The sequence below is a fragment of the Nostoc sp. 106C genome, assembly GCF_002154725.1.
GTDB lineage: Bacteria > Cyanobacteriota > Cyanobacteriia > Cyanobacteriales > Nostocaceae > Aulosira.
Map to the genome: position 1 here is coordinate 92749 of NZ_MTAW01000062.1, position 25901 is coordinate 118649.

Below are 25901 nucleotides of genomic sequence, written 5' to 3' on the forward strand. Positions count from 1 at the left end.
GAAAACCTCAAAATGCACCCGACATACTGAGTAAAACAATCTTGATAGTGATTGAAGCAACAATCATCCGAAACTCGATCGTTGAGGCTATTAGTAATACTGGTTTCACCTGTGTGAGTACATCGATATTTAAGGTGATTTTAATCCTAATTTTTAGGGTATTTACCAGTAAGACTACTTAAAAAATGTTTTCCATTTTCAGTATGAAGGTAGTAGTTTTAAAAAACAATACTTAATCTGTATCCTTTATGAAATAAATAAATAGTATATTTTATTATACGTAAGTAAAAAAAAGAAATAATTATACAGCCTAGGTTTCTGGTATTTACAATGATTTATTAATAAAAAGTTTTAGTAAAGACTAAGTTTTATCTATTTACATTCATCCAAAGGAATGCTGAGAGGATACTGTTAAAAGAAGCGATCGCTTCTTTTAACAGACAACAAGGAACGCGCAATAGTATCTATCACTAAGACTTTGGCTTGTAAGTCGAAGCAACGTGTAATTCTTTCAACTGCTTGGCATCTACACCAGAAGGCGCATCTGTTAATATACAACGGGCTTGTTGTGTCTTCGGAAAAGCGATGACATCGCGAATTGATTCTTCCCCAGCTAGCAACATCACCAACCGATCTAAACCATAGGCAATGCCACCATGAGGCGGTGTACCATATTCAAACGCTTCTAACAGAAAGCCAAATTTATTTTGTGCTTCTTCGGGCGACAAACCAATGGCTTCAAATACTTGTTCTTGAATATCTCGCTGATAAATCCGCCGACTACCACCACCTACTTCAAAGCCGTTGAATACTAAATCGTAAGCTTGAGCGCGGGCAGTTTTTAAGTCATGCAAATCATCAGGATGGGGTGCGGTAAATGGATGGTGCAACGCTTCGAGGCGTTTTTCATCAGCATTCCACTCAAACATGGGGAAATCGGTAATCCAAAGCAAGTTGATTTTCTCTGAATCAATTAACCCAAATTCTTTAGCAACAAACTGCCGTAGTCTATCTAAAGTTTTATTAACTGTAGCGGCATCACCAGCCCCAAATAGCAACAAATGACCAGCTTTTGCACCTGTACGCTGTAAAATCTCTGCTTTTTGTTCAGCACTGAGATTGTCTTTAATTGCGCCAATGGTGTCAATTTCACCATCTTCTCTGACACGGATGTAAGCTAAACCCTTAGCACCTGCTTCACTGGCTTCTTTAAAGATGTCGCCGCCTGGTTTGATGCGGACATTAGAAATAGCATCGTTACCATTGGGAATCGGCAAGATTTTGACGATACCACCGTTGGCTACAGCATCACGAAAAACTTTAAAACCAGAATCTTTTAAGACATCAGAAACATTGACTAGTTCCAAACCGTAACGGGTATCTGGTTTATCACTACCGTAGCGTTCGATTGCTTCCGCGTAGGTAAGACGGGGAAAAGGATGATGTAACTCAATTCCTTTAACCGTTTTGAAAATATAAGAAACTAACTTCTCATTGAGTTCGATAATTTCTTCTTGAGACATGAAACTCATTTCCATGTCCAACTGAGTAAATTCTGGTTGTCTGTCGGCGCGTAAGTCTTCATCGCGGAAGCAACGAGCAATCTGATAGTATCTGTCCAGACCGGATACCATCAGTAATTGTTTAAATAATTGCGGTGATTGTGGTAAGGCAAACCACTCACCAGGGTTGACACGACTGGGGAGGATATAATCCCGCGCTCCTTCTGGGGTAGAACGGGTAAGTATGGGTGTTTCAATTTCAATAAAACCTTCTACATCTTCCAAGTAGCGACGCATGGCTTTGACAACTTGATGACGCAATTGCATATTCCGCGCCATACGTTCGCGTCGCAAATCCAAGTAACGATACTTTAGCCGCAAGTCTTCCCGTACTGTCTCAGTATCAGCTGTGGAAACTTGGAAAGGTAACTGTTTGCGAACACCGTTGAGTAATTCAATTCTATCCGCGTAGATTTCTACTTCGCCTGTGGGTATGCGAGGATTTAGGGATTCGTCAGGACGTTGCGTCACCCTACCAGTGATTTCGACAACGTATTCATTCCGCAGAGCATTTGCTGGCTCATAGGAATCTGGGGTGCGTTGGGGATCGCTGACAATTTGGACTATGCCAGAGCGATCGCGTAAATCTAAAAATATCACGCCCCCATGATCGCGGCGACGGTCTACCCATCCGTACAAGGTAACAGTTTCTCCAATATCTTCTTTTCGGAGTGCGCCGCAATAGTGAGTTCGCATAGTAGTTAATTCTGTTCTTCCGCTCTAGATGGGCAAGTAAATGTCAAAGCTTTCCCATTATCTAGCATCAATAGTATCTAATTGAAGACAAGATCGCATAATCTCCTAACAAAGAACTGAGGAGATCGGTCAAACTTGTCTTTATAGTAACTATAGCCGTTTTTAACAGTGCGGAATTATGTCTCCTGATCGAGGCTACGTGTTTTGCTCAAAGAACGTAGTCAGCACTTTAGTGCATTGATTCTTTCAAACCGCAGAGTAAGGCAGAGGAAATCATTGAGAATTTTCTGTATCAACCAAACTGGCGATCGCTTGTACGAGTTCATCTGCTTCTACTGGCTTGGCTAGGTGCTTTTGAAAACCTGCCGCCAAGGCCTGTTGTTGATTAAATTCACCTGCGAATGCTGTCAGAGCGATCGCGGGAATTTTTTTGCTTTGCTCTGCTGGACAAGCTCTGACTTGGCGGATCAGTGTATACCCATCAATTTCGGGCATGGCAATATCACATACAAGAACATTTGGCTGTAACTGTTTTAATTCTTCTAATGCTTCTCTTGCTGAGGATGCCGCTGTTACTTCAGCACCATGTTGTTTGATAATGAACATCAGCAGATCGCGTGTATCCACTTCATCATCGACTACTAGTATGCGGACTCCACTCAAATCTAATGTATTTTCTCGTTGAGGTTCGCGCGGCTGTGCTTCTGTTGCTGCCACCATCAGCGGTAATTTGACCGTAAACGTTGCTCCTTCTTCCTCTCCTTGACTGTCTGCATAGACTCTACCACCATGCATTTCCACGATGTGACGCACAATCGCCAATCCCAATCCTAATCCGCCAAACTGACGCGTAGTGGCACTATCTGCTTGCCGAAATGTCTCAAATACATAAGGCAGAAACTCTGGACTAATTCCTTTACCTGAATCGCTGACTTGAATCTGAGCGTTAGTGCCAATAGATTCCAGCTTAATATTCACTTGTCCGCCAATAGGAGTGAACTTGACTGCATTCGAGAGCAAATTCCACACTACCTGTTGCAGGCGGCTGGCATCACCCATGAAAGGCTTGACACTAGAAACAATCTCGGTGTGCATTTGAATCGACTTGGCTTCAGCTGCCAAACGTACTGTTTCCTTAGCAGCTTCAATAGTTGCAGCTAAATCAACCGGACAAATGTTAAGTGTCAATTTTCCTTGCAGAATCCGGGAAATATCTAATAAATCTCCAATTAGTTGAGTTTGCAATTTAGCATTGCGCTCAATTGTCTCCAATGCGATCGCTTTTTTAGCTTCATCTAATTTGCCAGCCCGCAGCAGTTGTGTCCAGCCGAGAATCGGGTTGAGAGGAGTTCGCAGTTCATGGGACAAAACTGCAAGAAACTCATCTTTAATTCGGTTTGCTGCCTCTGCGGCTTCCCGTGCAGCTTGCTCCCGCATCAGCAATTGTTCGCGCTCTTGTTCTGCTTGCTTGCGATCGCTGATATCAATATTAACTCCCAAAAACCGCTCGACTTGCCCATCTACACCACGGATAATCCGCCCCTTGGATGATAGCCAAACGACGGTGCCATCATTGCGGATAATCCGGAATTCGTCGTAATATTCTTCACCTTGAGCAAATAAATTTTCGACATTTTGCAGCACCTGTTGGCGATCGTCAGAATGAATAAAGTCTACCCAAGCCTTCGCACTGGGGTCTTCAATACTTCGCTCTAGCCCCAAAATATCCCAGATCCCTTCTGACCAAGATACTTCTCCAGTTCTCACATTCCATTCCCAAGTACCAATTTTTGCTGCCCGTTGCGCTAACCGTAACCGTTGTTCGCTATCTCTAAGTGCTTGCTCTGTCCGTTTGCGGTCAGTAATATCACGAGATACGGCAATTACACCTTCAATTGTTTGATTTGGACTTTGTAGAGGAGCAAGGATGTATTCGTAGTAATGCACTCCGTCTGCTGCTAGATATTCAGCCTCAGCCGTGAGCGGTTGCCCATTTGCCATCACTGCTTCTCGCTGAGCATCTAACCGATTCATGGTTTCTACAGCTTCCGAGGGTAAGCCGAGTTCTCGCCAAGTCTTGCCCACAAAATCCTCAGGTTTCAAGCCCATGACTGTAGCACCGCCATCACTAACGTATTGATAGCGGCCTAGCCGATCAAAGATATAAATGTGATCGACAGAAGCAGAGAGAATTGCATGTAATACATTCGCCTGATTTTGGATCTGAGTGATTAACTGACGTGTGCGTTCCTCTACTTGCTTGCGATCGGTAATATTTAAAAACGCTGCTACTGAACCTCTAGTGTTACCTAGATCATCAACTAAGGGAGCAGCATAACCAAATAAGTTGAATACAGTGCCATCACCTCGGACGATATCAACTTCTGTGCCTTTGATTTCAACTTTATGAATGGCGGCATAACGCAGCGGAAATTCATTGGGTGTAAGTTCCTGACCATCCCGTAAGATTTTGTAGGATGGACGAGGTGCATCAATTGGAGTGTAGGAGATGTTGGCTTCAGGTGATATACCCAAAATCTGAGCAAATGCCGGGTTAGCTTTCACTTGCCTAAATTCCGGATCTTGAGCGACGAGAATGCCAATGGGAATTAGCTCAAACAGAGTTTTCAAGTCTTGGTTAAGAGAAGCGATCGCCACTTCCCGCACTTCCAATGCTTCTGCCATCTCGTCAATAGCACGAGCAAGCTGACCGATTTCTCCCAATTTATTGGAGAGTCCGGTGCGTGTATTTAGTTCGCCACTGCCAAGCTTTTGGGCTGTTTGCACTAGCAATTTCATCTGGCGGATTAGGAAGATATCTCCACCTACCCACGCCGCAATTAATGCCAAGATAGTAACAGCACCCAACCCAATGAGATTGCGAGCTAATAGCCTGTCTTCCTTCGCAAGTACAGTATATAGGGGAATACCAACTCTGATGTAAGCATCAGGGTTTAGCGGCTCGTCACCTACTGGGGTAAAAGCAAACAGGCGAGGGATACCATCCAAGCTATTGGATTCGTATGTGCCTTCACCTTGAGCGAGTTTCATTTGATAGAAGGTTGCCTCTGGTATAAATTTTCCTACCCACTTCTGCGGCTCAGGATAGCGAACTAAAAGCCTACCTTGGTGATCGACTACACTCAGCACTGCTCCTTGTGACAACCTCACTTGCGCCGCTAATTTGTTCAACTCGGCTAAATCAAGGGCAGCGATCGCCACAACTTGAACTCGCCCCAATTTGTCTAAAATTGGGTAAGCAAAGTTAACCGTTGCTTTTTTAGTAAAACGATCAATCTGATACTCACCAACTGCAAATTTGCCCCTTTGCAAGGCACGTTGGAAATAGGGACGGTCTGCTAAATTAACTGGGACAGTACTAAAAAGACCACTGCAAATTGCATTTCCCTGCCTATCAAGCACAGCAAAGTTGGCATAAGTAGGATACTGTTTGAGGAGATCGGCAAGTAAGCGATCGCACTCTGTGGATTTGCCCTTACGAACTACTGGAAGCTGCGCCAATATTGTGAGAATCTGGCGGGTTGCCTCAACTACCTGTCTCTGGTTATTAGCGGCTAATCTGACCAATCGTAGTGTGTTTTGCTGCGTCTCCAGCGTTGCGCTATGTCTTTGCTCGGAAGCAGTGTAGAGAATTAGCCCCAATGCTGGAACGACGGCTAGGAGGACAAGAACTACCAGACGAGTACGAAGGCTAGATAATAGTGTGCTATTTACCCAGGAGCGCATTGTTATTTAATTTAACCTCCAGTATCGACACTAGATAATTCTCATCTCTCATTTAAGAATTCCTCCTTATTGAGGGTTGAAATTAAGTTCAAAACCTAAAGCTTGTAACAGCTATTTTAGATTAATACTACTTCTAGGCTAACACTCAAAACTTTTACAGACTAAAGATATCGCTGGAGATTAATAGATATTTCTGGTTAATAACATAAAAGTTGATAATTATTATATTCAAATTTTATTAAAACCTTAATTAAGACAGCTTAAATTTAAATCAAATTAATCTCATTCTCCTAATTTTATATATTGAATAATTAATTGTTATTTACCATAATTTTTTTAAATTAAAACATATATATTTTTTTTGATTTATAGATAAATTGCTCAAGCAAAAACATGATTTATAGAGTTTATAATTCTTATGGTGCATTGATAATGTATAACGCACCCTATACACATTAGATAATTTATTTTTATAGTATCCCATGTATACAGTTTATGCCATTTCACGAAATGCCTGAGATCAAAGATTTTTCTTTAACTGTTTCTCCTGTTGGCTATTTGTATCAACGAAAGTGAAACGGTATTAACCATGAATAGTATATACAGTAAGTTTTGCTTATTTACTAATATTTAGTAATTTTAGCTAACAAATAGTTAAATGAACTTAATCATTCGTTAGGAAAGTTTTTGCATTCATAAACAGTCATAATTACAATGTACTTCCCAGTACTAGGTTAATATTCCAACTGAGCAGGATTAAGGAGGCTGTTTATGGCTTTTTCTGGTGGCTGTTTGTGCGGTGCAGTACGCTACGAATGTCAGGCAGAACCGATACTAGCGATGCATTGCCAATGTGAGGACTGTCGCAAAACTAGCGCTACAGGACATAGCTCAAAATTGGCAGTCCCAAAAGCAGCATTGAATATATCTGGCGAATTGAAGTTCTACGAAACTTCTGGCGATAGTGGCAATACTGTACGCCGAGGTTTTTGTCCAATTTGCGGATCGCATATCTATGCTGAATCTTCTGCTTTTGATGAAATAGGGGCAGTCTCTGCTAGCAGTCTAGATGATGTATCAGTATTTCAGCCTAGTATGGTTGTCTACGCTTCCAGTGGTCCAGCATGGGATTATCTAGATCCGCAATTACCCAAGTTCCCTAAAATGCCTGTTATGTGACCGATAATTTTGAGCAGGAAGCCCCCAAATTTATCAGTAAAACAATCAAAATCCAAAATTTGATTAATTCATCTGTGGCAAGGGAATTCTCAAAGCGTTCTAACACTCAACACTTGAGGTGGTGTTGAATCTGGCGGATAAATTAAATCTACCTGTACCATTCGTTTAGTTGCAGGTGGCAGTGTCAGCTGTAACAAGGGTTCTAAAACCTGGCCTGTTCTATGCCATAAATGCACATAACGCGTTTTTTGTTGTCCTTGGTCATCGGTATAACCTAGCCGCACCGTACCACGGAAAAAGGGAAAATCTAAGGATGGTTTGCGAAAGCGTAGACCACCTTGAGATAATTTATCTTCTTTTAACGGCGTTTCCAAAGTAACAGTGACTTTCTGAGTTTTATTGGTAGTATTGCTCAAGGGTATGCGGAGATTATATTCCACCCCATAATTACCATGTGCTTCATATGCCGTATCTGGATAGCGTACTAACATCTTTGCTGTTTGGATTTGTCCACTACCCAATCGACCACCTTTGAGGGTGCCTAAAGTATAAGAAATCGCTCTGCCAGGCTGAGAAATCGTAAAAGTCTGGTCTTTAGAGTTATCTGTTAGTAGGGCTTGCCACTGAGAACCTTGAGATATACCAGCTACACGCCCATAAATCAGCGCCCCACCTGTAGCATTTGGGGGAGTAGGAATTTTATCTCTTGGTCCGGCAAAGTTTCCGTTATTGAGTAAAGCTTGCCATTCTGTTAGAGTAGGAGCGCGATCGCTACCATCGAGGTTTTGTTTGGCAAACATTGCTAGACTAGCTGCATAAACTTTGCCACTACTACGCAACCGCATAAAGCTAGACCGACCATTTATTGGTTTTTCTAAATTTTTTACTGGAATAGGATGATTCAGCAGCAATCGGCTTTGTCCAGGCGGAATTATTAATTTTGCCGGAAAATCAGCCTGGCGAATTCCTCGCAACACATCACTAACAGCGCGATCGCCTGGGCCTGAGTAAGCTTTACCATCATTATTTTCGATGTATGGCGCTAAAGTTACAAAAGGCGCATCCTGCAACAAATAACTTGCTGCTTGCAAAACATCCACTGTTATTGCTTGTTTATTTGGGTTATGCAAAATTACACCCAGGTATAGCGTTTGTAAATCCTTAGGAGTGTGGGTATAGTGGTGAGCAAATAAGTCAAAGCGTCCCTCAAATGGGAAATTGAGATGCGCCGCTGGGACTTTTTTTCCATTTGCGGGAAATGTAGAAAGTAAAATACCCTCATTTTTGATCCATTCTGGGCTATTGCTATTAAATACAGGAATAGTATCGAGCTTGCCAGGTAAAGCACGTACTTCCCCAGCTTGCACAATTTCTTGCGGTGCTGGCTTGGGTGATGTTTGGGCGACTATTACTGAATTGTTACTATAACTATTGGAGTTAAAAACTGTATATTTCAATGTTTGAGAGAGAGCAACTCCTAATAAAAATAAGCATATAGGTGCAGTCAGTTGGTATTGAGGCTTATTAGCTGGCATAAGTCTTTATTTTCAAGGAAACTTTGGTATTAACCAATGAGCGGTTGTAACTACAACTTCCTTGAAGGAGATTTCTTACATAGTCACGATCAACTACGTACACTGACAACTGAGGAAAATGGGCATTGGGCATTTTTTCCTTAGCCTCCTGATCTCGCTCATTGCCCTAATCTTCCCTGCACCCCTGTGCCAGTTAGCCCCCAAAGCCAGGAATTAGACGCTTGAGGGCACCACCAGCAACATCGCCATAGCGCAGTTCGCCACAGAGAATCTTACCCATAATTTGAGCACCAGAGGGGCGCTTGACACCAAGGTTGTAGCCAATTTTCGGAAAGCGATAAAATGCGTTGGCTAATTTTTGCGCCCAAGCCATATCAGTGCCCCATTGTTCGTTAATGGCATTGGTATATTCTTCTAAAGCGTTGATATCGCCTGCAAGCGCCTCATTGATGGCACTTGCTGCCAATAAGCCACTAAAAATCGATGGACGAATACCTTCTGCTGTCATTGGATCAACTACACAAGCCGCTTCTCCAACCAAAACAGCATTTTGGCTATGTAGCTTTTGATTCCCGTTCCACAAAGAAATGGGATGACCATATTGCTTGCAGGTTTTGACATCTACATTAAAGGATTGAGCGTACTCATCCAAGATCTTCTTGAAGTCTTGGGGTGCGCCACCAATAAATGTCCCGACTCCAATGGAATACCCTTCAGCCTTGGGGAAGTTCCAAATATAGCCATTTTTAACCAAGCCAAATTCAAAATGAGCCATAGATTTGTTCTCAACATTGGCGGGAACTTCTGCCTCTAAAGCTCCTGCTAAATGGCGTTTACGGTCTTTGAACCCTAGCCATTTTGCTATCGATCCTTTAGCACCATCAGCAGCGATTAAGTAGCGGCCTGTAACAGGGCCGTTAGCTGTATTAACCTGCCAAGAATCTGCTTTAAACTCAATGCCAGTTACTTCTGTATTGTCTTGCAGTTTAGCTCCTTGCTGTTGGGCTTGTTTAACTAAGAAATGGTCAAAAACATCTCGCCGCACCATCCAAATCGGTTCTTTAATTGCGATTTTCGCTTCTACTGGGTCTTCTAAATTCCAGGTAAAGCGAAGAGAGTCTACCTTCACAGAAATTGCTGGGCTAAAGTCAAAGTCAAACCATTGAGCGATCGCTGGTGATACTCCACCGCCACAAGGTTTGTATCTTGGCAGAGATTCTTTTTCCAAAACTAATACTGAGCGACCTCGCTTAGATAAATGATATGCGGCTGTTCCACCCGATGGCCCGGCTCCGACGATGATGCAGTCGTACATATGGCTGAATTTTTGCTCCTCAATTAGTTGACTTTAAAGTGCATTTTTCTAATCTACGGATAAAGGCAACTCTTATTTGACTTTCTTTTCAAGCTTAGTTCTAGCTCGTATATGTTTTTTATGATGATTTGACACTCCTAAAAGTTGAGTAATGCTCAGTAATCTCTGTTTGAGTTGCCCTTTTTTATTCTTGTTTAGGGCGCATACAAAATTTTAGTTTATTATGTAAAACCACAGATAAACACCGAGCGATACCGATGAATATCTGTGGTTTCATGTTCAAAAAATTGACTTGAGTCAAGGGTCAAGAGCCAATGATTATTTGTTATTTCTTGCCTTGTTCCTCCGTTCGCGGAGCGTCTGCGACAGGAAAAGTTCTATTCGCCGGAAGTCGGCGCTCAGACTTCTCTCATTGTCTCCGTTGTGTCCCTTGCCTCTAATGCCCAATACCCAATGCCCCATGCCCTATTTTCAAGACAGGTTTAACTTACACAGTAGTAATGTCTTTTTCTTTTTCTGCCAATAATTCGTCAATTCTGGCAGTGTATTTATTGGTTAATTTTTGCAGGCTATCTTGTTGGTCTCGCGATTCATCTTCAGAAATTTCCGCGTTTTTTTCCTGTTTGCGAATCGAGTCTACGGTATCGCGGCGGATGTTACGAATCCCAACACGACCTTCTTCGGCATATTTGGCAGCGATTTTGACTAGTTCTTTACGGCGATCGCTTGTCAAAGGCGGGATATTCAGCCGAATTACAGAACCATCGTTGCTAGGAGTTAAACCTACATCTGACAAGGAAATAGCCTTTTCAACTATATTCAAGCTACTGCGATCGTAAGGTTGAATCAGTATGGTTGTGGCATCAGGTGTACTGATATTTGCCAGTGATTTCAGAGGGGTAGGTGTACCGTAATACTCTACTAATACCTTATCTAATAGACTCGCATTGGCGCGACCAGTACGAATCGTGTTAAAAGCTCGTTGAGTTGCCTCAACGGTATGTTGCATTTTACTCTCAGCTTCAGCTAATTTCACAAGAACCTCCCACAAGGGTGCCGATAGATTCTCCCATGACTGCTCGGTGGATATTACCTCGCACCGTTAAGTCAAATACAAGTATGGGAATATTATTTTCTTTACACAAGGCAATCGCGGTAGTATCCATTACCCGCAAATCTTTAGCCAAAACATGGGCGTAAGTGAGGCTGGTGTAACGTTTAGCATCAGGATAGACATGAGGGTCAGCATCGTATATCCCATCTACCTTAGTGGCTTTAAAAATCACTTCCGCATCGATTTCTGCTGCTCTTAATGCCGCAGTAGTGTCGGTTGTAAAGAAAGGATTTCCAGAACCAGCGCCAAAAATTACCACCCGTCCTTTCTCAAGATGACGGATGGCACGGCGACGAATATACGGTTCAGCTAATTCTTGCATAGCGATCGCGGTTTGCACTCGCGTCTGTATCCCCATTCGTTCTAACGAATCTTGCAGCGTCATGGCATTCATTACCGTGGCAATCATCCCGATGTAGTCAGCGGTTGCCCGATCCATCCCCGCCGAAGCCGCTTTGACGCCACGAAAAATATTGCCGCCGCCAACGACGATAGCGATCTGAACGCCAGTGGCTACCACCTCTCCCACTTCTTGTGCTATTTCTTTGACCACTTCTGGATCAATCCCATAGCCCATGTTGCCCATTAAAGCTTCACCGCTCAGTTTAAGTAAAACCCGTCGGTAATTCGTTCCCATGAAGTTACGCTTTATCGAAAAAGTTGCAATTGCCTCCAATTTAAGATAACAGTACAGTGGCTATCTGTGTCTAGTTACGCCAGATTAATGAAGTGCCTACTGCCTCAGTTTCTGGTGGATATATTTTATGACCTTTTAGTAGTGAAGCGATCGCCTTTCTCAAATAATCTTCTCCTCCACCTAAGGGGTTTTGGGGATGAGCGTCAATTTGACCTTTGTAGCGTAATATACCAATATTATCTATAAGGAAAGCCATTGGTGTTTTACAAGCACCAAAGCTCCGAGTCACATCTTGGGTTGGGTCCCATAAGTAAGGAAAGTTCAACCGATGACATTCAGCAAAAACTTTCATACTTTCAAAGCTTTCTGTCGGATGCCCAATAGCTGCACTACCATTCATCCCAATCAGCGTAAAACCAAATTTAGCAAATTCCGCTTGAATCTTTTTTAGCCTGTCTAAATATAGAGCTACATAAGGGCAGTGGTTGGACATTGAGATGACACCAACTGCACGAAACTTTTTTAAATAACGGCTGAGATGGTGTACTTGATTGTCAATTCCTGGCAGCTCAAAGTCTGGTGCATAGCTCCCAATAGGAGTATCAATAGATTCTAGTATATTCATGTTTTTCGGTTTGGAGGAACTAGCAACAAAAAAAATTCGTCAAACTAAGCGTCACTTTCCTAGTTGCAAACCACTCCTTGGCAGATGCTTGATACACAACAATTTTATAGGTTAATTTAGCCGTCGTAAATTGTGAAACTACTGAATCTACTACTGATACTTATTCCATGAAATAGTACTTAGTGATATGTAATTTTTCCTTTTTTCAGAAAAGTAGTAAACATAAACTTGTTTTAACGGCTAAATGCAAACGCTGCAAGTAAAGCATCCACAAGCAATGATTATCAGGGCTTTTTTGCTTGGGTAAGAATAAGTATTAATTGTTTATTGGCTAAAACGTACTTGTGGTGGTATGTCGGATATTCGAGACATAATTTAGTTGATTTCTTCAATATAACTTGATTTTTACTTTACAAAAAACACGGATTCTCATTCTTACTGTATGTAATTCCATATAGACAATTTGTAAGATTACACAAACATGATTGGAGATTGAAACTTGATATTAGTAACGTGAATTACTGTTAATCATATTTGTAAAAACTTTACTACATATTGCTACAAAATTAGTAAAAATACTGTGTCTAATGCTTCCAAAAATTACAAATTTTCTAGGATTAATTCAATTTATGTCATGTTTCTCTGGTTACAGCAAATATAATTACTCAAATCCCGTGTTTTAAGTAATTATTGCTACTTGGTTAATAAGTGCAAAACCTGAGTTATCCAGTAGTTTTTAGAATCTGTGAGTATGAATTCTGCTCATCTAAATGCTCCATTAGACTTTTTGCAGAAGTGGGGAAAAGGGTAAGGGGTAAAGGGGAAAGGGCTAATAAAAACCCTTTTCCTTTTAACCTTTTCCCTTTCCCCCCTCTTGCAAAAGTAACTTTTGCAAGAGAGAGGTCTATTTTTGTCATATACCTAACGATAGATAGTATTTGGCTAATGCAGAATCAACAAATTAAGAAATATGAAGTATTATCAGTAGCAGCATCAAAGCCCAAGCATAACATCGCAGATGTAAAGGTTTTTTCCCTGTCTGTTTCAAACCTGGCTTAAGCAATCTGGATTATTTTAAACGTTAAATAATTTAATAAAAATTAAAATAATAATGACTGCGGCAAAAAATCTACGTCTCAATTCTGGCATTCATAGCCTTAATTTAATCAATTCTTGTTTAATCAACTGCCATGACGACTTCTAAAACCGCATTTACCACCACCAAAACTTGGATTTGGCAAGGTTTCTCCATCTGCTATCAAACCCAAGGAAGCACTGGACCAGCAGTGGTTCTGGTGCATGGTTTTGGGGCATCATGGTGGCACTGGCGGCAAAATATCCCTGTGCTAGCAGAACATTGCCGTGTTTATGCCATTGACTTGATTGGCTTTGGTAATTCAGCTAAACCGAAGCCAGGAGAAAAAATTGCCTACACACTCGAAACTTGGGGACAGCAAGTAGCTGATTTCTGCCGTGAAGTGGTAGGTGAACCCGCATTTTTGATAGGGAATTCTATTGGCTGTATAGTTGCCATGCAAGCAGCGGTAAGTAACCCAGAGATTGCTTTAGGAGTGGCATTGCTCAATTGTTCTTTAAGATTGTTACACGATCGCAAACGGGCAACTTTACCTTGGTCTCGTCGCTTTGGTGCACCCTTGCTGCAACGCTTATTATCTATCAAACCGATTGGCGATTTCTTTTTTAATCAACTTGCCAAACCAAAAACAGTAAGGAAGATTTTGCTGCAAGCCTACGCTAATTCTGAAGCTGTGACAGATGAGTTGGTAGATATTTTAACTGCCCCTGCTAGCGACCCCGGTGCGGTAGCTGTTTTCCTGGCTTTTACAAGTTATTCTACAGGACCCTTACCAGAAGACCTTTTACCTGTGCTACCTTGTCCAGCAATTATTTTATGGGGCACAGCCGATCCTTGGGAACCAGTGGATTTAGGTAGAGAGTTAGCTAATTACCCTCAAGTACTGAAATTTATTCCCTTGGAAGGGGTGGGACATTGCCCCCAAGATGAAGTACCTGAATTAGTTAATCCAATTTTACAAGACTGGATTTGGGAGCGAACAAAGAATAATTAACCGCCGATCAACGAGCCAGTGCGTTGTACTGCAAAGCAGAACCCGCAGGGTAGCAACTGGCGTGCCGATAACCGCTAATGAATACCACTCATTCTTAGGGGCATGATCTTTGGCAATGTCTGATTTTATTCAAGTATGCCGAAAATTTCCAAATTATAGAAAATAATAAGTTAAGTCTAATAGCGCACGACTAACTTAATTTCCTCGTGAAAATATGACTCATCCTTTTCTTGAACGTTTACACAGTCCAGAAGCCCCAGTTATCGTCTTTGACGGTGCAATGGGTACTAATCTGCAAACACAAAACCTCACCGCTGAGGATTTCGGAGGTCCGCATTATGAAGGTTGTAACGAATACCTAGTGCATACCAAACCGGAAGCTGTCGCCAAAGTTCACCGTGACTTTCTTGCTGCTGGTGCAGATGTCATTGAAACGGATACTTTTGGTGCTACTTCGATTGTGTTGGCAGAATATGACTTGGCAGACAAGACATATTACCTCAACAAAACAGCTGCCGAACTAGCAAAGCGTGTGGCGGCAGAATTCTTTACGCCAGAAAAACCCCGGTTTGTAGCGGGTTCTATTGGCCCTACAACTAAACTCCCTACCTTGGGACATATTGACTTTGACACCATGAAAACTGCTTTTGCAGAACAAGCAGAAGCGTTATGGGATGGTGGCGTTGACATATTTCTGGTTGAGACTTGCCAGGATGTGCTGCAAATTAAAGCAGCGTTGAATGGGATTGAAGAAGTTTTTGCCAAAAAAGGCGATCGCCGTCCGTTGATGGTATCGGTGACAATGGAAAGTATGGGCACGATGCTGGTAGGAACCGAAATCAGTGCTGTGTTGACAATTTTGGCACCTTACCCAATTGATATTCTCGGTCTCAACTGTGCTACAGGGCCAGACTTGATGAAGCCACATATTAAATATCTGGCAGAACATTCACCTTTCACAGTTTCCTGTATTCCAAATGCAGGTTTACCTGAGAATGTCGGCGGTCAAGCGCATTACCGTTTAACACCGATGGAATTACGGTTGTCGCTAATGCACTTTGTTGAAGATTTGGGTGTCCAAGTGATTGGGGGTTGCTGTGGGACGCGTCCAGAACACATTCAACAATTAGCAGAAATTGCCAAAGATCTAAAGCCTAAAGTTAGACAACCTAGCTTAGAACCAGCAGCAGCATCAATTTACACCACTCAGCCTTACGATCAAGATAACTCCTTCCTAATTGTAGGCGAACGCCTCAACGCCAGTGGTTCTAAAAAATGCCGCGAATTGCTAAATGCAGAAGATTGGGATGGACTCGTTTCAATGGCGAGATCTCAGGTGAAAGAAGGTGCCCATGTTCTTGATGTTAACGTCGATTACGTAGGCCGCGATGGGGTGCGAGATATGCACGAACTCGTTTCGCGCATTGTCAATAATGTCACATTACCCTTAATGCTCGACTCCACCGAATGGGAAAAGATGGAGGCGGGTTTAAAAGTCGCTGGTGGTAAGTGCTTACTCAACTCCACCAACTACGAAGACGGCGAACCGCGTTTCTTGAAGGTACTGGAGTTAGCTAAGAAATACGGCGCGGGAGTAATAATTGGTACAATAGATGAAGAGGGGATGGCGCGAACCGCAGAGAGAAAATTTGCGATCGCTCAACGTGCCTATCGTCAAGCTGTAGATTATGGTATCCCTCCCACAGAAATCTTCTTTGATACTTTAGCTTTACCGATTTCTACAGGGATTGAAGAAGATAGAGAAAACGGCAAAGCTACCATTGAAGCAATTCGACGGATTCGCCAAGAATTACCAGGATGTCATGTAATTTTGGGTGTATCTAATATTTCCTTTGGTTTAAATCCAGCAGCAAGAATTGTGCTGAACTCAATGTTTTTGCACGAGGCGATGACAGCAGGAATGGATGCAGCCATTGTCAGCGCTAGCAAAATATTACCACTGTCCAAAATTGAACCCCGCCATCAAGAAGTTTGTCTTCAATTGATTTACGATCAACGAAAATTTGAGGCTGATGTCTGCGTTTACGATCCATTAGGAGAACTTACCACAGTTTTTGCAGGGGTAACGGCAAAACGCAACAAAGGTGTTGACGAAAGCCTCCCCATCGAAGAACGTCTGAAACGTCATATCATTGACGGCGAACGTATTGGTTTAGAAACACAACTGACAAAAGCCTTAGAAATATATCCGCCTCTGGAAATTATCAATACTTTCCTGTTGGATGGGATGAAAGTTGTAGGTGAGTTATTCGGTTCGGGACAAATGCAACTCCCCTTTGTGTTGCAATCTGCGGAAACCATGAAAGCAGCAGTTGCTTACCTAGAACCGTTCATGGAAAAGTCTGAAGCTGGCAATAATGCTAAAGGAACAGTAATTATTGCTACTGTCAAAGGTGATGTCCATGATATTGGTAAAAACCTAGTGGATATCATTCTCTCTAATAATGGCTACAAAGTTATTAATTTGGGAATTAAACAGTCGGTAGAAAATATCATTCAGGCTTACGAACAGCACAAACCTGATTGTATTGCTATGAGTGGATTGCTAGTGAAATCTACTGCCTTTATGAAAGAAAATTTGGAGGTATTTAACGAAAAAGAAATTACTGTACCTGTAATTTTAGGTGGTGCAGCACTGACACCTAAATTTGTATATCAAGATTGTCAAAATGCCTACAAAGGTAAAGTCGTTTATGGCAAAGATGCCTTTTCCGATTTGCATTTTATGGATAAATTAATGCCAGCAAAAGCTATTGGAAAATGGGATAATTTGCAAGGATTTTTGGATGAAGTCGGGACTGATGAACCAGAAATCATTCCCAAAAAATCAGAAGTCATTACTGAAGAATCTTCTCTCAGTACTCAAAACTTAGGACTCAGCGCTCAAGTTGATACAAGACGTTCTGAAGCTGTGGCGATTGATATTGAACGTCCTACTCCGCCTTTCTGGAGAACAAAATTGTTGCAACCTGATGATATTTCTCTAGAAGAAATATTCGGCTATTTGGATTTGCAAGCTCTAATTGCTGGACAATGGCAATTCCGCAAACCCAAAGAGCAAACGAAAGAAGAATATCAAGCTTTCTTGGCTGAAAAAGTTTACCCAATTTTAGAACAGTGGAAACAGCGGATTATTGAAGAGAATCTGTTGCATCCCCAGGTGATTTATGGATATTTTCCTTGTCAATCTGAGGGGAATACTTTGCATATTTATGAAACGAACCACTTAGACGCGAAGGAAGTTGCCAGGTTTGAATTTCCTAGACAGAAGTCTTTGAGGAGGCTTTGTATTGCAGATTTCTTTGCGCCGAAGCAGTCGGGGTTAATTGATGTCTTCCCGATGCAGGCGGTAACTGTGGGAGAGATTGCAACAGAATTTGCGCAAAAATTATTTGCAGATAATCAATACACGGATTACCTGTATTTCCACGGTTTAGCAGTGCAGATGGCAGAAGCCTTGGCTGAATGGACACACGCCAGAATTCGTCAAGAATTAGGCTTTGCGGCGGAGGAACCAGACAATATCCGCGATATCTTGGCACAACGTTATCGGGGTTCACGGTATAGTTTTGGTTATCCGGCTTGTCCGAATATTCAAGACCAGTATAAGCAGCTGACGTTGTTGGAGACAGACAAGATTAACCTGTATATGGATGAAAGTGAGCAACTTTATCCAGAACAGTCTACAACAGCAATTATTGCTTATCATCCAGTAGCGAAATACTTTAGCGCGTAGAACGCCATCTTCTAATCCCCCCCCTGCAAGCGAGGGGGGAATAAAATCCCACAATTGCAGAGAATAACAGGAGTTATTGTTGCTGAATCTGCTGTTGCACCCACAAGCGAAAGTTCTGGAGAACCGCTTCTTCACGCTAATTATGAAAAGCGATCGCATCTAAGCTATAAATGCATAAAAATGAGCATTTTTATTTAGACTGTGCTCATACAGGGGAGTACATACAGTTCAAAATTCCTAGTTCTAAGAATAAATTATCCCAATAGCAAGACTACCAACTTTATTTCGTAAAACTATTGGGAATCGCTGTTAGCGCCAATAATTGCTTGAAATATATTGCCTATTAATGATACAAAACCTGCAACTAACAATACGAGCATTAAACTAGCAAGAGCAGCAAAGGGAGAGGAAATGAACAATACTAAAAATCCAAAAATCAAAATTGATATCAGTACCCTACTCATTTGTTTTACCTTAAATAGCTGCTAGTCTCAACTTAGCTTGCTAAGCCATAAATTGACATGCATCTAATAGAAGAAATGAGTGATATTTCTCTGGTTGCATTTTGCAGTTAAATTAACTGCAAGCAGTTTATAGCGCTACTGCTGATACTGAAATATACAGCAATTTGCGTTTTTGGATTTTAGGAAAGAGGCAATAGTTTTGTTTCTTTAGGGCGATCGCATTCACTGCTAGTCAGATGTAAACTAATTATCTGTCTTCTACAGAGACATATAATCTGCGAATGTATAATGGGCGATACTGGATTTGAACCAGTGACCCCATCCGTGTGAAGGATGTGCGCTACCCCTGTGCTAATCGCCCGTAAGCATTCAAGATAGCATATCTTGCATCGAAAAACGAGGCAAACAAGCGCAGATAAAAGAATTTCTCTCGGCATTTCTAGCTTTTTAATCCCCTTGGGGATACTCATTCCACAAGGTTGTAACCTCACGTAAACTTTGGTGGTTGCCATTACCCAAAATCAGATGATCTAGCAAAGGAAGGCCTAACAACTGTGCTCCTGCTAACAACTGGCGTGTTAATTCTATGTCTTCTTGGCTGGGTTCAAGGTTTCCAGAGGGATGGTTATGTGCCACAATGGCTCGCGTTGCTCCTTGACGAATAACTTCCCGGAAAATTTCTCTAGGAGAAGCCAAGGTTTCGGTGGCAGTGCCGATTGTAATTACTTGCGTTCCCAGCAAACGATTTTTGACATCCAATAGCAAGACACCAAAATGTTCTTGTGTCTGCCACATCAAATTTTGACTAAGAGCCGCCGCTGCTGCAAGTGGGCTATCAATAGTTACGCCATCTGGACGAGATTGAAAGGCGCGTTTGCCTAGTTCAATTGCCGCTAAGATGGTAGTTGCCTTAGCTGGGCCAATCCCTGGAATTTGCATTAACTCGGCAGGGGTAACTTCTCGCAACACTGCTAGAGGGTCACGCTGATGTTTGCTCAATTCGCTCAAAATATATTGCCCCAAACCCACAGCAGATAGTTTTCCTGGTCCTTGACCAGTGCCTAGTAGAATTGCAATTAACTCAGCTGTGGCTAAAACTTTTGGGCCATGAGCCATTAACCGCTCACGCGGACGCTCAGTCTCAGGCATATCAGCAATTCTCAGGCAATAGGTCATAGAATAACTACGGAATATTCACCAAAGTTGGAACTATCTTTAGTTATCCCTTGTTTGCTCTACAATTCATCTCTATTTGAAAAATCTTTAATTTTGGCACATATTTTTACTAACACTTTGGAAGGCTACGCTTATACAGATAATGCCTCAATTACCCTTTGATAGTGGAGCCTGCCTCCGCAAGCTTCAAAAGCCCTAGCCTAGGGCGCAGCTTCGCGATACTTTTAGGGGTATCGCGAAATATTAAAGATGGGAAAAATATCCTGTCTTTAAACAACTGTGTAAATAAATCGGCTTGGTGATTTTGCTCATACAGGAGAAACGCCGCCAGCATTTTCTGATGATTTCCGTTTGATTTACGATCGCAAGAAATTACTGAACGTTTCTGAGTTCCTCTAACTGGCGAATTTGGAGTTTTTTGCGATTGAATATCCAGATTTATTTTCAGCTAGCTGAAACTTCACTTTGCTGATAAATTTGTGTTGCCTTGAGCATATGGTAAGTAATGATCAACTGGGTAAGAGCGAGGGGGTAACTCTGGAGTGTTTCACCAGTTGTACCAGCGATTTTGCCGAGTTCGGGGTTACTTTCGCGATCGCATATACTCTTTAAATGCGGCATATCAGAACATATAATTTGCTCTAGCTTATTCACTTGTTCTAAGGTGGCGTGACCATCTACTTCCAAGACATCCACAGGCTTAGTCATATCCCTGTCTAGCCCTAAGCGGATCGCTGACTGAGAATTACCATTAGTAGATTTGACAATCTGGGTAAAATCTGGGTGGGGAATTGTCGGACGCAGTACCAACCGCACATTTAGATGTCCATTAATTTCATCTGCGGCTTCTTCGGGCGGATAAAAACTCACAACTATATCTGACCATTGCCGCTGGGGACGGATAAATTGCTCTGAGTCTGGTTCGCGCTTGTCTAACTCTGCTAGTACTTGTTCAGGAGTGTAGCCTCGTTTTTGTGTATCTCGCTTCACTTTCCATTGAGCGCGTAATGGTTCGGGGGGCGCGAGGTAAACTTTCACATCGTAAGCATCGCGGGCAGCCCGAGTAGAATAACCAAGTAATCCTTCAATAATTACAAATTTACTGGGTTTAATATACTGCGGCGGCTCAAATGTACCAGTTTGGTGGCTGTAAACTGGCTTGAGAATTGATTGTCCCGTGCGTAGCAGCGATAGGTGTTGCTGCATAATATCTAAATAGTTGCAATCGGGGTGAAGGGCAGTAATGCCAATTTCTGCACGTTGTTTGCGATCGTAGCGGTGGTAATCATCCGTACAGATAACCGTGACATTTTCTGGCCCTAGTACCTGAGCAATCCCTTTAGTTAGCGTTGTTTTTCCAGCGGCACTGTCACCGACAATACCAAGAATTATTGGACGGCTCATCATACCCCCCTACCAAGAGTAAGTCTAGTAATTAATAATTGAGAATATGTCTAATTTTAAGGGCGAATTTGTCGCGTAAGTCAAGGAAAGATGTTGTATGCAACATCTCTACACATATTGATGTGTTTACTTACGTTGATTTTTAGCATTAGTTACTCGCCGGAACCAATTCTACATCTGCACATGAACCACCTGTAAGGCGATAGTCATCTACCTGAACCCAACTATCTTGACCTAATGCCCAAAATCCTGTGAAGATGTTGTACTCAGTTTCACTACCTGTTCTGAATCCCAGTGTCAAAGGTGTGTAGCGAGGTAAGCTACCAAATTTGATTTCGGAAAACACTTTTTGTCGAGCATCTCGCACCCCAAAATAACCATCTGTAACATTCGCTGATGTGCGGACATAAGCTGTTAACTGATACTGAGTGTTAGGTTGAAGTCTCACGCGCTGACGGATGCCGTTCCATCCCGAAACATTTCGCATCCAAGCATTGTTTTTACCCGCATTACTGTATCCCAATCCGCGATCGATACCAACTCTACCTTCAGGAACCCAAGGACTGCTAACCCTTTGCCTAGTCTGCCCTTCAAAATCTCCACCTGTAAAAGGAGCGGCGCATGAAGCTTGAGCTTGAGTAGAGCCTAAACTGAGGGTAGCTATAGTGCTAATAAATACAGCAATTTTACCGATCGCGAACTGTTTGCTAAACATTACAGGAAAATTCCGAAAGCCTACAAATATACAATATGTTTGCATAATCAGCTTTATGCAAATTTAGTTGGATATTCCAGCGTTGTCCGTAGGCATCGCGTGCAATCTTAATTACACAAGTCACAAGGGTGGAATATAAACCATGTTCAAACTATCCCCTAAATTCTCTGTTGTACTGGTGATTATTACAGCGTTAGTACTGATATGTTGGCAGTTTTTTGAGGCAAAGCCTGTTTTATCTGAAAAGTTAGATATAGACTTTGTTAACCAATCAACACTTGTTGCCACTGCCCCCCTTCCCCCTAGTCTTGTACCTGCTGTACTAGGAGGCAAACCAGTTTATATTCTGTACGTGACCCGATCGCAAGATACTGTTTTGGTGCGTTGTTACCCTGGCTATGAACCAACGATCGCAGTTCGGGCAATGGGCAGTAATCCCAATGCCAAAACACAGAAAGAAGGAGTCATGACCTGCCGTCCTTCTGCTTAGAAGCTATGGGATTTAATCCCACAGTTTGCCTAATTCTGCAAGTTGGTCGCGGTATTCAATGCGAACTACCCAATCTTCTGGCCAAGCCGCCATCCCTAAATAAGCGCCAGCAAACGCACCAGTCAAACAAGCAATTGAATCAGAATCGCCTGCTGTGACTGCTGCTCGACGCAGTGCTGCTAATGGTTCTTCGGGAAACAGTAAAAAGCACAATAGACCTGTTGCCAAGGCTTCTTCTGCTATCCAACCATCGCCTGTTGCTAAACAAGGGTCAATTTCGCGGTTGGGATTTACTAATGCGGTGTTGAGTCTATCAAGCACGGCTAGACATTCATCCCACCCGTGACTAATGAATTCCTCTGGTGTATTAATGTAGGGACGCTGCCAAAGAGAACCTAGCCAATCGATATGGTAAACCGAGCGCTGACTCTGGGCATAGTTGTAGAGTCTCGAAGGCAATCCTTGGGTATCGCCTCCTTGGGCAAGATCAGCGATCGCAGCTGCGGTCAAATCGGAAGCAGCCAAGGCTGTAGGATGACCATGAGTAAGGGCTGCTTGAAATTGGGCGATCGCAGCACGGGTTGTTGCTGCTATTGGTAATAAACCCACAGGCGCAACACGCATATTGGCACCACAACCTTTGGAGTTTGCCCTAGTTGCTTGCTGCCAAGGTATACCAGTTTCCAAGGCTTCACAAGCCCGCAAGCAAGTCATACCTGGGGCACGATTATTATCTGGACTGTTCAACCACTCAATAAAAGCACGTCTTAGGGCTGCTTCCAAACTCGCTACAGTCAAGTTTGCTGATGAAGCTTCAATTAATGCCTGTGCCACAGATAAGGTCATCTGCGTATCGTCAGTCACGAGTGCTAGATTACCTATTGGTTCTTGCGGCCCATTGGGGGGAAAGCGACGGCAGATTTCCTCAACTGTTAAAAATTCTGTCACAGCACCCAAAGCATCACCAAAGGCCAGCCCAAATAAACATCCAGAAGCACGACGCATAAAAGTTTGTCCCTGCTGGACAGCAGTAATAGATAAATATTTTTAAATTAATGGAAAAAAGCGATCGCTCTTTTCTCTGTAAGCACTCCAGTTGATTATAAAGACGGCAAACACGACTTTGATGTTACGGTTCACCCCAATTCCTGAAAGTATTAATTCTCATACATTAGTACAGAGTGCAATCAAAGTTAATCCATGAGCCAACTAGATACATCCTCAAATTTAACCGTCCCAAACAAGGTTCGGGAAACCCCCCTTAATGGACTGGCTATATAAGCTCAGTATATATATCAGCATACTATGGGGTCTTAACCCTCAAAAAACCAAACCAACGGTATTCATGCTGAACTGGCTGCTTTCAGCACAGTTAGTTCAAAAATTTAGTCCTTAATAATCCCATTCATTTGTAGTTATACGGAGCCAGCACTTAAAATGGCAAAGGTAGTTGGAATTGACTTAGGTACAACGAACTCCTGCGTAGCAGTCATGGAAGGTGGTAAACCCACGGTTATTGCTAATGCAGAGGGTTTTCGGACCACACCATCGGTAGTGGCATTTGCTAAAAACGGCGATACTTTAGTAGGGCAAATCGCTAAGCGTCAAGCGGTGATGAACCCAGAAAACACGTTCTACTCTGTTAAGCGCTTTATTGGTCGTCGCTACGACGAAGTAACAAACGAAGCTACAGAAGTTTCCTATAAAGTGTTGAGCACTAGCGGTAACGTCAAGCTAGACTCTCCTGGGGCTGGAAAACAATTTGCTCCTGAAGAAATTTCTGCGAAAGTTCTCCGCAAACTAGTTGAAGACGCTAGTAAATATCTTGGTGAAACTGTTACTCAAGCTGTAATCACCGTTCCCGCTTACTTTAACGACTCCCAGCGCCAAGCTACAAAAGACGCTGGTAAAATCGCTGGTATTGAAGTACTGCGGATTATCAACGAGCCTACCGCCGCTTCTCTAGCTTATGGCTTTGATAAGAAGAGCAACGAAACTATTCTGGTATTTGACCTTGGTGGTGGTACCTTCGACGTATCTGTATTGGAAGTAGGCGATGGCGTATTTGAAGTACTAGCTACCTCTGGTGATACCCACCTTGGTGGTGACGACTTTGATAAGAAGATTGTTGATTTCTTAGCTGAACAGTTCCGTAAAGCCGAAGGTATTGATCTACGCAAAGATAGACAAGCCTTACAACGTTTAACTGAAGCCGCAGAAAAAGCCAAGATTGAGCTTTCTAGCGTTACCCAAGCAGAAATTAACCTGCCATTTATCACTGCTACCCAGGATGGGCCTAAGCACCTGGATACCACTTTAACCCGCGCTCAGTTTGAAGAACTCTGTTCTGACTTAATCGACCGTTGTCGCATCCCTGTAGAAAATGCTCTCAGAGATGCCAAGTTAACCAAAGACAATATCGATGAAGTCGTGCTAGTGGGTGGTTCTACCCGGATTCCCGCAGTGCAACAGTTGGTGAAGCGGTTATTAGGTAAAGATCCTAACCAAACTGTGAACCCTGATGAAGTGGTAGCTGTTGGTGCAGCTATTCAAGCCGGTGTATTAGCTGGTGATGTCACTGGTATCTTGTTGTTAGACGTAACACCACTATCTCTCGGTGTAGAAACCTTGGGTGGTGTGATGACCAAGATTATTCCTCGCAACACCACAATTCCCACCAAGAAATCGGAAGTATTCTCCACAGCCGTGGATGGCCAAAGCAATGTAGAAATTCACGTTCTCCAAGGTGAACGGGAATTTGCTAACGATAACAAGAGCTTGGGAACCTTCCGCCTTGATGGTATTCCCTCAGCACCACGCGGTGTACCTCAAATCGAAGTGATCTTTGACATCGACGCTAACGGTATCCTTAACGTTACTGCTAAGGATAAAGGTACTGGTAAGGAACAATCCATCAGCATTACTGGTGCTTCCACTTTGGATAAATCAGATGTTGACCGGATGGTGCGAGAAGCCGAACAAAACGCTTCTTCTGACAAGGAACGTCGTGAGAAGATTGAACGTAAGAACCAAGCAGATTCCTTGGCATACCAAGCTGAGAAGCAGTTGCAAGAATTAGGTGATAAAGTTCCTGAAGCTGACAAAACCAAAGTTGAAGGTTTGGTGAAAGAACTGCGCGATGCAGTAGCTAAGGAAGATGATGAGCAAATTAAGAAGCTCACACCAGAATTGCAACAAGCACTATTCGCCGTTGGTAGTAACATCTATCAACAAGCTGGTGGTGCTGCGCCTGGTGCGCCTGGTCCTCAAGATGGCGGTGGTCCAACTCCTCCTTCTTCTGGTAGTGGTGATGATGTAATTGATGCTGACTTCACTGAAAGCAAGTAATCTTTATAGTGGTTGGGGATGCGTAAGCATCCTTATCCCCTTTTACC

At 42.6% G+C, this 25901-nt stretch carries 18 protein-coding genes and 1 tRNA gene; 5 read left to right on the forward strand and 14 right to left on the reverse strand.

Going from position 1 to position 25901, the window contains the following annotated elements:
• Window positions 1–470: 470 nt before the first annotated feature.
• Window positions 471–2258: an aspartate--tRNA ligase gene (gene aspS / locus BV375_RS05945; protein ID WP_086758288.1), complete on the reverse strand. Its 1788-nt coding sequence runs from the start codon at window positions 2256–2258 to the stop codon at window positions 471–473.
• 273 nt (window positions 2259–2531) lie between these two features.
• Window positions 2532–6005 (reverse strand): PAS domain S-box protein, encoded by a 3474-nt coding sequence (locus tag BV375_RS05950; protein ID WP_086758290.1) that lies wholly within the window; start codon window positions 6003–6005, stop codon window positions 2532–2534.
• A gap of 771 nt (window positions 6006–6776) precedes the next feature.
• Between BV375_RS05950 and BV375_RS05955 the strand changes: the two genes are divergently transcribed.
• Window positions 6777–7184 (forward strand): GFA family protein, encoded by a 408-nt coding sequence (locus BV375_RS05955; RefSeq protein ID WP_243713857.1) that lies wholly within the window; start codon window positions 6777–6779, stop codon window positions 7182–7184.
• 89 nt (window positions 7185–7273) lie between these two features.
• Here the strand turns inward: BV375_RS05955 and BV375_RS05960 are convergent, their stop codons facing one another.
• The 6 genes from BV375_RS05960 to BV375_RS35790 form a co-directional block, all read right to left on the reverse strand.
• The gene (locus tag BV375_RS05960; protein ID WP_086758295.1) at window positions 7274–8719 is read right to left on the reverse strand and encodes a DUF3370 domain-containing protein; all 1446 of its coding nucleotides are present in this window, start codon (window positions 8717–8719) and stop codon (window positions 7274–7276) included.
• 193 nt (window positions 8720–8912) lie between these two features.
• Window positions 8913–10034 carry a geranylgeranyl reductase family protein gene (locus BV375_RS05965; protein ID WP_086758298.1) on the reverse strand — a complete coding sequence of 374 codons (1122 nt, stop codon included), beginning with the start codon at window positions 10032–10034 and terminating at the stop codon, window positions 8913–8915.
• 487 nt (window positions 10035–10521) lie between these two features.
• Window positions 10522–11070 carry a ribosome recycling factor gene (gene frr, locus BV375_RS05970; RefSeq protein WP_086758301.1) on the reverse strand — a complete coding sequence of 183 codons (549 nt, stop codon included), beginning with the start codon at window positions 11068–11070 and terminating at the stop codon, window positions 10522–10524.
• Window positions 11057–11785 carry a UMP kinase gene (pyrH, locus tag BV375_RS05975; RefSeq protein ID WP_086758304.1) on the reverse strand — a complete coding sequence of 243 codons (729 nt, stop codon included), beginning with the start codon at window positions 11783–11785 and terminating at the stop codon, window positions 11057–11059. The genes frr and pyrH overlap by 14 nt, the downstream gene beginning before the upstream one ends.
• A gap of 70 nt (window positions 11786–11855) precedes the next feature.
• Window positions 11856–12410: a thioredoxin family protein gene (locus tag BV375_RS05980; RefSeq protein ID WP_086758307.1), complete on the reverse strand. Its 555-nt coding sequence runs from the start codon at window positions 12408–12410 to the stop codon at window positions 11856–11858.
• A 722-nt stretch (window positions 12411–13132) separates the two neighbouring features.
• Window positions 13133–13327, reverse strand: a complete 195-nt coding sequence (locus BV375_RS35790) for a hypothetical protein (protein WP_143842010.1) — start codon at window positions 13325–13327, stop codon at window positions 13133–13135.
• Window positions 13328–13600: 273 nt separating this feature from the next.
• On the opposite strand from BV375_RS35790, the gene BV375_RS05990 reads away from it, so the two are divergent.
• A complete protein-coding gene (locus tag BV375_RS05990; protein WP_086758312.1) occupies window positions 13601–14500 on the forward strand; it encodes an alpha/beta fold hydrolase in 900 nt (299 codons plus the stop codon).
• 214 nt (window positions 14501–14714) lie between these two features.
• Window positions 14715–18257 carry a methionine synthase gene (gene metH / locus BV375_RS05995; protein WP_086758313.1) on the forward strand — a complete coding sequence of 1181 codons (3543 nt, stop codon included), beginning with the start codon at window positions 14715–14717 and terminating at the stop codon, window positions 18255–18257.
• Between the two features lie 293 nt (window positions 18258–18550).
• Here metH and BV375_RS36610 read toward each other — a convergent pair whose 3' ends face one another.
• The 5 genes from BV375_RS36610 to BV375_RS06020 all read right to left on the reverse strand — a co-directional run bounded on the left by BV375_RS36610 (window position 18551) and on the right by BV375_RS06020 (window position 22016).
• On the reverse strand, window positions 18551–18721 hold the full coding sequence (locus tag BV375_RS36610; RefSeq protein WP_166507386.1) for a hypothetical protein: 171 nt from the start codon (window positions 18719–18721) through the stop codon (window positions 18551–18553).
• A gap of 289 nt (window positions 18722–19010) precedes the next feature.
• A tRNA-Val gene (locus BV375_RS06000) sits at window positions 19011–19082 on the reverse strand.
• Window positions 19083–19168: 86 nt separating this feature from the next.
• A complete protein-coding gene (gene radC, locus BV375_RS06005; protein WP_086758315.1) occupies window positions 19169–19897 on the reverse strand; it encodes a DNA repair protein RadC in 729 nt (242 codons plus the stop codon).
• Between the two features lie 444 nt (window positions 19898–20341).
• Window positions 20342–21301 (reverse strand): phosphoribulokinase, encoded by a 960-nt coding sequence (locus BV375_RS06015; protein ID WP_086758319.1) that lies wholly within the window; start codon window positions 21299–21301, stop codon window positions 20342–20344.
• 148 nt (window positions 21302–21449) lie between these two features.
• On the reverse strand, window positions 21450–22016 hold the full coding sequence (locus tag BV375_RS06020) for a hypothetical protein (protein ID WP_086758364.1): 567 nt from the start codon (window positions 22014–22016) through the stop codon (window positions 21450–21452).
• Window positions 22017–22158: 142 nt separating this feature from the next.
• Between BV375_RS06020 and BV375_RS06025 the strand changes: the two genes are divergently transcribed.
• Window positions 22159–22506, forward strand: a complete 348-nt coding sequence (locus BV375_RS06025) for a hypothetical protein (RefSeq protein WP_086758321.1) — start codon at window positions 22159–22161, stop codon at window positions 22504–22506.
• Window positions 22507–22518: 12 nt separating this feature from the next.
• Here the strand turns inward: BV375_RS06025 and BV375_RS06030 are convergent, their stop codons facing one another.
• A complete protein-coding gene (locus BV375_RS06030; RefSeq protein ID WP_086758323.1) occupies window positions 22519–23511 on the reverse strand; it encodes an ADP-ribosylglycohydrolase family protein in 993 nt (330 codons plus the stop codon).
• A 432-nt stretch (window positions 23512–23943) separates the two neighbouring features.
• Between BV375_RS06030 and dnaK the strand changes: the two genes are divergently transcribed.
• Entirely contained in the window at window positions 23944–25854 is a 1911-nt protein-coding gene (gene dnaK / locus BV375_RS06035; protein ID WP_086758325.1) for a molecular chaperone DnaK, read from the forward strand.
• Window positions 25855–25901 lie beyond the last annotated feature (47 nt).

Excerpts from the sequence above, each read along its gene's own strand:
- BV375_RS05990 (WP_086758312.1), top strand. The coding sequence starts at position 13,601 with ATGACGACTTCTAAAACCGCATTTACCACCACCAAAACTTGGATTTGG.
- pyrH (WP_086758304.1), bottom strand. The coding sequence starts at position 11,785 with ATGGGAACGAATTACCGACGGGTTTTACTTAAACTGAGCGGTGAAGCT.
- BV375_RS05980 (WP_086758307.1), bottom strand. The coding sequence starts at position 12,410 with ATGAATATACTAGAATCTATTGATACTCCTATTGGGAGCTATGCACCA.
- BV375_RS06020 (WP_086758364.1), bottom strand. The coding sequence starts at position 22,016 with ATGTTTAGCAAACAGTTCGCGATCGGTAAAATTGCTGTATTTATTAGC.
- metH (WP_086758313.1), top strand. The coding sequence starts at position 14,715 with ATGACTCATCCTTTTCTTGAACGTTTACACAGTCCAGAAGCCCCAGTT.
- BV375_RS06025 (WP_086758321.1), top strand. The coding sequence starts at position 22,159 with ATGTTCAAACTATCCCCTAAATTCTCTGTTGTACTGGTGATTATTACA.
- BV375_RS05950 (WP_086758290.1), bottom strand. The coding sequence starts at position 6,005 with ATGCGCTCCTGGGTAAATAGCACACTATTATCTAGCCTTCGTACTCGT.
- radC (WP_086758315.1), bottom strand. The coding sequence starts at position 19,897 with ATGACCTATTGCCTGAGAATTGCTGATATGCCTGAGACTGAGCGTCCG.
- aspS (WP_086758288.1), bottom strand. The coding sequence starts at position 2,258 with ATGCGAACTCACTATTGCGGCGCACTCCGAAAAGAAGATATTGGAGAA.
- BV375_RS36610 (WP_166507386.1), bottom strand. The coding sequence starts at position 18,721 with ATGAGTAGGGTACTGATATCAATTTTGATTTTTGGATTTTTAGTATTG.
- BV375_RS35790 (WP_143842010.1), bottom strand. The coding sequence starts at position 13,327 with ATGACAAAAATAGACCTCTCTCTTGCAAAAGTTACTTTTGCAAGAGGG.
- BV375_RS06015 (WP_086758319.1), bottom strand. The coding sequence starts at position 21,301 with ATGAGCCGTCCAATAATTCTTGGTATTGTCGGTGACAGTGCCGCTGGA.
- BV375_RS05960 (WP_086758295.1), bottom strand. The coding sequence starts at position 8,719 with ATGCCAGCTAATAAGCCTCAATACCAACTGACTGCACCTATATGCTTA.
- BV375_RS05955 (WP_243713857.1), top strand. The coding sequence starts at position 6,777 with ATGGCTTTTTCTGGTGGCTGTTTGTGCGGTGCAGTACGCTACGAATGT.
- dnaK (WP_086758325.1), top strand. The coding sequence starts at position 23,944 with ATGGCAAAGGTAGTTGGAATTGACTTAGGTACAACGAACTCCTGCGTA.
- BV375_RS05965 (WP_086758298.1), bottom strand. The coding sequence starts at position 10,034 with ATGTACGACTGCATCATCGTCGGAGCCGGGCCATCGGGTGGAACAGCC.
- BV375_RS06030 (WP_086758323.1), bottom strand. The coding sequence starts at position 23,511 with ATGCGTCGTGCTTCTGGATGTTTATTTGGGCTGGCCTTTGGTGATGCT.